The following is an 8,354-nucleotide window of genomic DNA, read 5'->3' as shown; positions in this document are numbered from 1 at the left end:
GCTGCTGCGCTACGTCACACGCATGAGCACGCGCCCCACCCCGTTCGGGGCGTTCGCGGGTGTCTCCGTCGGCCGCTTCGCCGACAGCAGCACCGAGCGCTTGGGCTCCACCGCGCTCGCCGCCGTCCGCACCCGCGCCGACTTCGGCTGGCTGCTCGGCGTCATCGAACGGATCGAACAGGACGAGACGCTGCGCGCCGCCCTGCCCGTCCACGTCAACCGCGCCTGCCACGTCGTGGACGACCGGCTCGTCCTGCCGCAGGCCGACGTCTACGGGCGGCGCGACGTCCGGCGGGCCACGGTCCGGGTCTCCCGGCCGGTCGCCGCCGTCCTCGGCCACGCGACGGAACCGATCGCTTTCGGGGACCTGCACGCCAAGCTCGCCGCCGAGTTCCCCCAGGCCGGTCCGCAACGGATCGCCGCCCTCCTCGGCAAGCTCTGGGACAGCCACTTCCTCGTGGGCGCCCTCCGCCCGTCGCCCACCGACCCCGACCCCACCCGCTCCGTGCGCGACGCGGTCGACCGCCTCCCCGGCGGCGCATCGTTCACCGCGGCCCTGGACGACGTCCTCGCCCGCACCGCCGGCCTCGACCGCGCCGCGCCCGCGGACGCCGACGACGCGCTGCGTGCCCTCCACCGCAGCCAGCACGCGCTGTGCACCACCACGCCCGCCGCACAGGCCGACGCACGTCTTGCCACCGTCGGCCGCACCCTGCACCGGGACGTGGCCCGGGCCGCCGCCGACGCCGCGGAGGTCCTGCTGCGCCTGGGCCGGTTCCCGCACGGCCACAACCACCTGTCGGCCTACCGGGACGCCTTCCTGGAGCGGTACGGCATCGGGGCCCGGGTGCCCGTGGAGGAGTTGCTGTCGCCCGAAACCGGGCTCGGGCCACCCGCCACCTACACCGAACCGCGCCCCGTGCGACCCCCCGGTCCCCCGTCCCCCTCCCGTGAACAGGAGCGCGACGACATCCTGCTGCGGGTCGTCAGCGGCGCCCTCAACTCCGGGGAGACGGAGGTCGAGCTGACCGACGACCTGCTCACCCGGCTCACCCGCTGGACACCCGCCGACTCGCCCGCCCCGTCCGCCCTCGACGTGTTCCTCCAACTGCACGCCCGCAGCCGGGAGCACCTCGACCGCGGCGACTGGCGGGCCGTCCTCGGCGTCACCCCGCTGGCCCCGGGCGGCCGCTCCCTCAGCCGCTTCCACGACCTGCTGGACGAGGCCGAACTCTCGGCCCTGCGGGAGCTCTACGAGGCCGAGGCGCGCGCCGAGGGGGCCCTGCCGGTCGAGCTCAGCTACCTGCCCAGCGCGGGCCGGGCGGCGAACGTCGCCCTCCACCCGGTCGTCCGGCCCTATGAGATCGCCGTCAACGTGGCGCCGTCCGTGCCCGCCGACCGCGTGCTGCCGCTGTCCGACCTGACGGTGGGGGTCGAGGGCGGGCGGTTCGTCGTCCGCTCCCGGCGGCTGGGCCGTCGGCTGGCCGTCGGGCAGAGCCACATGCTGACCACCATGCAGGCGCCGAACGTCTGCCGGTTCCTGCTCGAAATCGCGGAGGACGCCCGCCCCCTGCCGTCCGTCTTCCACTGGGGAGGCGTCGGCAAGGCCCCGTTCCTGCCGCGCCTGGTCCGGGACCGGATCGTGCTGAGCCCCGCCCAGTGGAACGTCACCGGCACCACGGTGGTCCCGGAGGGCCCGGGCAGCGCGGACGAGCGCTGGTTCCGCGGCGTCCGGCGCTGGCGCCGGGAGTGGCGCGTGCCGCGCCACGTGTACCTCGTCGAATTCGACAACCGCCTGCTCCTGGACCTGGAACACCCCGCCTTCGTCGCCGAACTGGCCGCCCAGCTGCACCGGGCCCGGGAACAGGGACGGCAAAGGGTCGTCGTCCAGGAGATGCTGCCCGACTTCGATCACCAGTGGCTGCGGGACGAGGCCGGGGCGCCCTACCTCTCCGAGGTCGTCGTCCCGGTGGTGACGACGGGCAGCCTCCGCACCGGAAACGCGCCGACGGAGGCGACGGCCCCCGGCCGGGGCCCGGACCGCCGGTCCGACCGGGTCCTCGCACCGGCGGACCGCCGGTGCCTGCCCGGCGGCGACTGGGCGTACCTCAAGCTCTACGGCACGCCGGAGCAGCTCGAACGCGTGGCGTCCGGCCGTGTCCCCGGCCTCGTCCGGAATCTCCAGGACGATGGCCTGCTGGACCGCTGGTTCTGGATTCGCTACGCCGATCCGGACCACCACCTGCGCCTGCGGCTGCGTGGCGCCGGCCCGGAGGCGGGAGAAGGCGTGCTGACCCGGGCCCTGCGCTGGGCCCGCGAGGCGGCCGGCGCCGAGGGGCTCTCCGCCGTCACGGTCGACACCTACCGGCCGGAGACCGAACGGTACGGCGGTCCGGCCGCGCTCACCGCCATGGAGCGCGCGTTCGGCGCCGACAGCACGGTCTGCGCCGCCGTACTCGGCGACGCGCGGGCCGCGGAACCCGGCTCGGGCCGCCTCATGGAGGCCGCCTTCACCCTGGACCGCTTCTTCGCCCACTGGGGGCTCGACCCCGCCGAACGGCTCTCCCTGGCAGCCGACCTGAGCGAGGGCCACCGCGCGGACGACACCGTCCGCAGCCTCGTCCGCCGGCTCGGCCTGCGGATCGCCGCCGCGGACCGGCCCGCGCCCCCCGAGCCCCGGGACGATGCCCGGCCGCCGGACCTCCTCCGCCCGTACGCCGACCTGCTCCCCGCAGCCGCCGGCACGGTGGACAGGCTGCACCGGGCCGGGGACCTGTGGCGGCCCCCGCGTGAGATCCACGCGAGCCTCGCGCACATGCACGCCAACCGGCTCTTCGGCATCGCCCGCGAATGGGAGAACCGGATGTACACGCTGTGGATGCAGGCGCTGCGCGCGGCGGCCCACCGGAGAGCGGCGGCGGACGAACCGGCAGGGACGGCACGGGACAAGAGGCCGGCCGGGACGGCACGGGACGAGAGGAGTGCGGAAAGCCTGTGATCACCCACCTGCTCGACCGTCCCGAGGACGTCGCACGAGCTGTCGAGGCCTTCCGGGAAGACGGTTACGTCGTGCTCGACGGCCTGTTCACCGAACAGGACGTGGCCTGCTTCCGGAGGCTGCGCGAACGGGCCGTCGCCGACACCCGGTTCACCGACGGCACCGACGACCGGCCGCTCTTCGTCACCAACCTGGTGGAGCGCTATCCCCGGGAGATCTGGCCGGCGGTCAGCCGGCCCCGGCTGGTGCGGTTCGCGGAAGCCGTCATGGGCCCCCGGGTCCAGCTCGACAGCACCGTGCTGTTCGGGGCCCCGGCGATGGAGACCGAACTCCGCGGCCTGCCGGTGCACTGGCACCGCGACCGCTTCGGCTCCTTCCCACAGGGCGGCTACGCCCACCCCCTGCTGATCATCTGCTTCCTCTATCTCCAGCCCATGACGGACGACGCGGGCCCCCTCCGCGTCGTCCCCGGCTCCCACCGCCGCGCCGTGACGATCGCCCCCGACGCGCTGGACCGGCCCCACCCCGAGGAGCGGCTGCTGGCGACCCGGCCGGGCCACCTCGTCGTCATCCACCACAATCTGCTGCACTCCGGCTCGCACAGCGTCCTGGTGGAGGAGCGGCAGTTCCTCGGCATCGGATTCAACACCTCCGCGATGCGCCAGGACGACACCTTCACCGGCCCCAACTGCACCGCCCTCGCCCGCACCGCGCGCCGCACCGGCGACCGGCGGGCCCTGCGCCTGCTGGGCCGCGACGACACCGTCAACCTGCGCCAGAACGCGGGCTTCACCTCACCCGAGGACTCCGTCTGGGCGCGCTGGGCGGACGAGGACGACCACGCGCTGAACCCGGCGGAGGACAAGGCCGTCCGCACCGCCCGGGCCGCGTTGCTCCCCGGCAGCCCCCAAGGACCGGCGGCGTAAGCCGGGAAGGAAGGAAGATCCCCCATGCGACTCTCCCGGGAGCAGGTCGAGCACTACCGCAACTTCGGCTACGTCGTGCTGCCGCGGCTCCTGAACGACGACGAGACCGGACGCCTGACGGAGGAGGTCCGGCGGGCCCACACCGATGCCTTCGCCACCGACGAGCGGACCGACGGGGGCGGGATCCCCGGCCGCTACCTGCCCATGATGACGCCGGACCGGACGCCGCTCAGCCTCTCCCTGCTGGAGGACCCCCGGTTCCTCGGCACGGCCGGGCAACTCGTCGGGAACGTGCTGCCGACCTTCGCGGAAAGCGTCCTCTTCTACCAGGAGGCCCCGCTGCACAAGGACGCGGTCCCCGGGATGTCCGGCATCAAGCTCATCATGTACCTGGAGCACGTGACGGGCGACACCGGTGCGCTTCGGGTGCTGCCCGGCTCCCACCACGCCGGCTACAGCGCCGTACTGGCCGAATGGCACCGCGAGTCCGGTGTCTGGGCGGGTGAGTGGGACGGCAAGCGCCTGCGCCGCCAGCTCGCCGGGCTCCCCCTCCAAGTGCTGGAGACCCGGCCGGGCGACGTCGTGGCCTTCGACTGGCACCTCTGGCACGCGACACTCGGCGGAATCGACCGCCACCAGTGGACGGTCAGCTACGTCAGGGACCCGGAGACCCCGGAGGAGACCGAGCGCTTCCGTCGGCAGATGGCGGCCGTCGACGAATCCGGGCTGGACCTCCCGTACGACCCGGCAAGGTACCCGCGCTACGCACCGGCCTGGCTGACCACGGGCCTCGGGGACGAACGGCACGACCGGACCATCGGACGCATGCGGGAGCTGGGCATGGTCGCAGTGGAGCAGGAGGGGGCACCTTCCGCGCACTGAAGCGGACGACGGGCCAGCTGGTCCTGACTGCACCGGGCGGGCGCCGTCGTACCGGCCGGCCGGGGGATCGGCGCTCGGCACTACCAGGGCACGTCATGCCCCTGGTAGTCGAGGAAGTGGAGGCCAGGTACCCCCCGGCGGCTCTCGATCGTCTCCGCCACCCCGGGAACGCTCTCCTCCACGCCGAGATCGGCGTCCGGTCCACCGAGTCCGGTGCGCACCCAGCCCGGGTCCATGAGCAGCAGTGTCCGCTTGTCCTCGGCGTAGCGGGCGGCGTAGCTGCGCATCAGCTGGTTCAGTGCGGACTTGCTGGCTCGGTACAGGTCCTGCCCACCCTCCGTGTTCAGAGCGATGCTGCCCTGGTCGGAGGACATGACGCCGATGGTCCCGGTCGGCGCGACCAGCGGGCGGAGGGACTCCACGACGCGCATCGGGCTGAGCGCGTTGGTGATCATGACCTCGGTGAACATGTCCGTCGGCACCTCGCCGATCGGGATGTCGCCGCGCGTGATGGCGGCGTTGACGAAGAGCAGGTCGAGGGTGCGCCGCGCCAGTCGGTCGCCCAGGGCCGATATCTGCTCCGGCTCGGTCATCTCCAGCGACTCGACGGTCAGCCGCCCTCCGGAGGCCTCGGCCAGGTCGTGGAGGCCGGTGCGCCGGTTGCCGCGGACCGTGCCGATGACGTCCCAGCCGCGGCGGACGTACTCGGCGGCGAGACCGAGGCCCAGGGTCCGGGAGGCCCCGACGATGAGAGCGGTCTTCCGGGTGTCGGTCATGTGATTCCTATCGTGGGTCAGGGGGTTCAGGACCGTCGGAGTACCGGTGACGATCACTCATGATTCGAGTCTCCGAGTGATCCGGCCGGGCGTCCAATACCCTTCCGACGCGATTGATACCGTCAGGGCATGGATCTGGATTTAGATCTGCGGAAGCTCCGCTATTTCGTCGCGGTGGCCGAGCACCGGCACTTCGGCCGGGCGGCACAGGCGCTGTTCATCGCGCAGCCGGTCCTCAGCCGGCAGATCCGCGCGTTCGAGCAGGAGCTGGGATGCCGGCTCTTCACACGAACCACGCGCAGCGTTGAACTGACCCCCGCCGGGCAGCAGTTGCACGACGAAGCGCGAAGGATCACCACGGTGGTGGCCGCGGCGCTGCGGCGCGTGCACGAGGCCGAGCAGGGCGCGCAGCGGCTCGTCATCGCCTTCTCCCCCGGCCTGCACGTGTCGGAGGCGATCCGGGCGTTCACGGCGAGCCACCCGAAGGTCGGGATCGATGTCTTCCCGCTGCGCTGGTGGGAGCAGGACGCGCCGCTTCGCGACGGCCGGGCGCACGTCGGATACCTCCGGCACCCCTTCGACGACTCGGGGCTGCGCACCGTTCCCATCGGTCACGAGACCAAGGTCGTGTGCCTGCCCGTGACGCATCCACTGGCCGGGCGGCGCACACTCACGTCGGCCGATCTCGACGGTGAGCCGATCCTCGACGTCAGGACGCGGCGGACGTCCTCACTGGAGGAGAAGTTCGAGCTCATCGCCTCCGGGCAGGGCATCGCACTCGTCCCCGTCAGCGTCGCGGGCTCGTACTCGCGGCCTGACCTGGTCCACCTGCCCGTCACCGATGCCCTGCCCGTCGAGACCTGCCTGGCGGTGCCGGAGAGCAACTGCTCAGGCCCCGCACGGGACTTCCTGGACATCGCCACCGCCACCCTGCGCGACGACTCCGGCGACGAGACCGGGGACGCGGGCCCGGCGCGCCCGACGGCAACGGCAGCGGCAGCAGGGACAGCGGCTGCGCTCAGTCCTCCCAGGGCCAGCGTGCGTCCCGGCCGTCTTCCAGCAGCGGCACCATCCGGAATGCCGCGTCGGTGAGCCCGCCGAAGGTGTGCCGGTCGGCGGATCCCGACGGGCCGTGACCGGGCCGGTAGCCGGCCAGGTTCCAGGTGTAGACCGGAATGTGGGCCGGGACCTGCTCGGTCGGGTGGCCCGCGTGGTGGTAGGCGGCCTGTTCGTCGGTGACGATCAGGACGCGGTCGTGACCGCGGTAGTGCCGGCGCACCGCCTCGGTGGTGTCGGTGCCGCCGAGGCTCCCGAAGCGCTCAAGGACCTTGAGGACCGACTCGCCCTGACGGTAGGCCACGGGCGCGCTGGTGGTGCCGAACTCGACGAGATCGGCATCGGCCGCGCGCATCGCCACAGCCGTGCCGAAGATGGCCGCGGCGTCCGCGCGGTTGAGCTGGGAACGGTCGGACAGCGGTGACCACATGGAGCCGGAGCGGTCGACCAGGACCAGGGTCCGGCCGGGCAGCCGGGGCACGTTCTCCAGCGAGTGGCCCAGGGCCCGCTCCAGCGGGTAGGCCCAGCGCAGCGAGGGCGCGTGCTGGTAGGCGGCCAGGTACCGGAAGGGGAACTGCTGGGACCGCGCGACCTCTTCCGGGTCGGCGATCCGCGCCGCCACCTGCTGGGCGACCTCGTCGGACACTCCGGCCTCGTCGAAGTTCCGCAGGTTGCGGACGAGGGCCATCGTGCCCATGGACGGAATGACGGCCTCCCACGCCGCCGCGTCCATCGGGCCCTGCAGCCAGCCGGCCAGCGCTTCCCAGGTCATGCCCGCTGCGGCGAGCCGCTCGGCGCCGCCGGGACCGGTGGCCACAGCCCGCCGCTCCTCCACGGGCACGGCCATCAGTGCCCGGTGCGCGGTCAGGGTGTGGTCCGAGACGGGCGGAGTGGCGGTGTCGGGGTTGTGGCGGCGGTCCAGGGCGTACTGGAACAGCGCGCCCTGCCACGGCTTGTCCGGGTCGGGCGTGGGGTGGACGAGGTTGAGTACGTCGCCGAAGCGGTAACCCCTGGAGGCGGTGTCGTACTTCAGGAGGTTGCGGCCGGTGTACAGGCGCTTGACCGCGTCGGCGATGCCTCGCTTGACGGGCTTCGGGACGGTCCGGCCGTAGGCGGAGGTCCAGTAGGCCAGCATCTCGCCGGGCTCGTCCGCGCGGCGCAGTACGGAGTCGAGGACCTGGCGATTGGTGGGGCCGTCGGTGGCGCCGGCGTCGAGACGTGCCTTGACGTACTCGGCGGCGCCGACCAGGGAGGCGGTGCGCATGCGGCCGTCGCCGCGCAGCCACCGGAGGAGACCGGCGGTCCAGGCCGGATCCTCGACGGCGAGCTTGCGTACGAGCGCCGCGAACCTGTCGTCACGACCGGTTCCGCTCTCATGGTAGGTCTGCTGGGAGACGAAGTTGGCAACCGCGAGCAGGAACAGCTCGGAGCGCGCGTCCCGGGCGTGCCCCTTGCCGCCGAGGTGTGTGCGGGTGCGCCGTCCGGTCGTGGTCACGGGCGAGACGGGCCCGGCCGCCTTGGAAGCACGGGTGTTGAAGCGTGCCATGTGAATTCCCCCGAATTCGTCGGGGAAGCACGGCACGGGGCGTCCGAGATCACGAGGTCGGCGACGGTACAGACAGCTGCTCTTCCTGGCTGAGCTACACCAGCCCGTGGCTGGGGCGGGATTCGAACCCGCGACCGGCTGTTCCAGAAGTAACCGTCACCTGCGCACCG

At 72.9% G+C, this 8,354-nt stretch carries 6 protein-coding genes; 4 read left to right on the top strand and 2 right to left on the bottom strand.

What is annotated here, in order from left to right; genetic code table 11:
• The first annotated feature begins 1 nt into the window (after position 1).
• From V7793_RS01005 to V7793_RS00995, 3 genes are read left to right on the top strand one after another with little or no spacing between them, the layout of a single operon-like run.
• A complete protein-coding gene (locus tag V7793_RS01005; RefSeq protein ID WP_335580921.1) occupies positions 2-2,998 on the top strand; it encodes a lantibiotic dehydratase in 2,997 nt (998 codons plus the stop codon).
• Positions 2,995-3,924 (top strand): phytanoyl-CoA dioxygenase family protein, encoded by a 930-nt coding sequence (locus V7793_RS01000; RefSeq protein ID WP_335580920.1) that lies wholly within the window; start codon positions 2,995-2,997, stop codon positions 3,922-3,924. Before V7793_RS01005 ends, V7793_RS01000 begins: the two co-directional genes overlap by 4 nt.
• Before the next feature lie 24 nt (positions 3,925-3,948).
• The gene (locus tag V7793_RS00995) at positions 3,949-4,806 is read left to right on the top strand and encodes a phytanoyl-CoA dioxygenase family protein (protein ID WP_335580919.1); all 858 of its coding nucleotides are present in this window, start codon (positions 3,949-3,951) and stop codon (positions 4,804-4,806) included.
• 80 nt (positions 4,807-4,886) lie between these two features.
• Here V7793_RS00995 and V7793_RS00990 read toward each other — a convergent pair whose 3' ends face one another.
• Positions 4,887-5,582, bottom strand: a complete 696-nt coding sequence (locus tag V7793_RS00990; RefSeq protein ID WP_335580918.1) for an SDR family oxidoreductase — start codon at positions 5,580-5,582, stop codon at positions 4,887-4,889.
• Positions 5,583-5,717: 135 nt separating this feature from the next.
• Between V7793_RS00990 and V7793_RS00985 the strand changes: the two genes are divergently transcribed.
• Entirely contained in the window at positions 5,718-6,674 is a 957-nt protein-coding gene (locus tag V7793_RS00985) for a LysR family transcriptional regulator (protein ID WP_335580926.1), read from the top strand.
• Here V7793_RS00985 and V7793_RS00980 read toward each other — a convergent pair.
• Positions 6,601-8,184 carry a TROVE domain-containing protein gene (locus V7793_RS00980; protein WP_335580917.1) on the bottom strand — a complete coding sequence of 528 codons (1,584 nt, stop codon included), beginning with the start codon at positions 8,182-8,184 and terminating at the stop codon, positions 6,601-6,603. The two genes, V7793_RS00985 and V7793_RS00980, sit on opposite strands and share 74 nt — an antisense overlap.
• Positions 8,185-8,354 lie beyond the last annotated feature (170 nt).

Origin of the sequence: Streptomyces sp. KLMMK (assembly GCF_036961605.1) — a bacterium.
Taxonomy (GTDB): domain Bacteria; phylum Actinomycetota; class Actinomycetes; order Streptomycetales; family Streptomycetaceae; genus Streptomyces; species Streptomyces telluris.
Note: the sequence above shows the minus strand (reverse complement) of the source record. Positions and strands in the feature narration are given on the sequence as shown.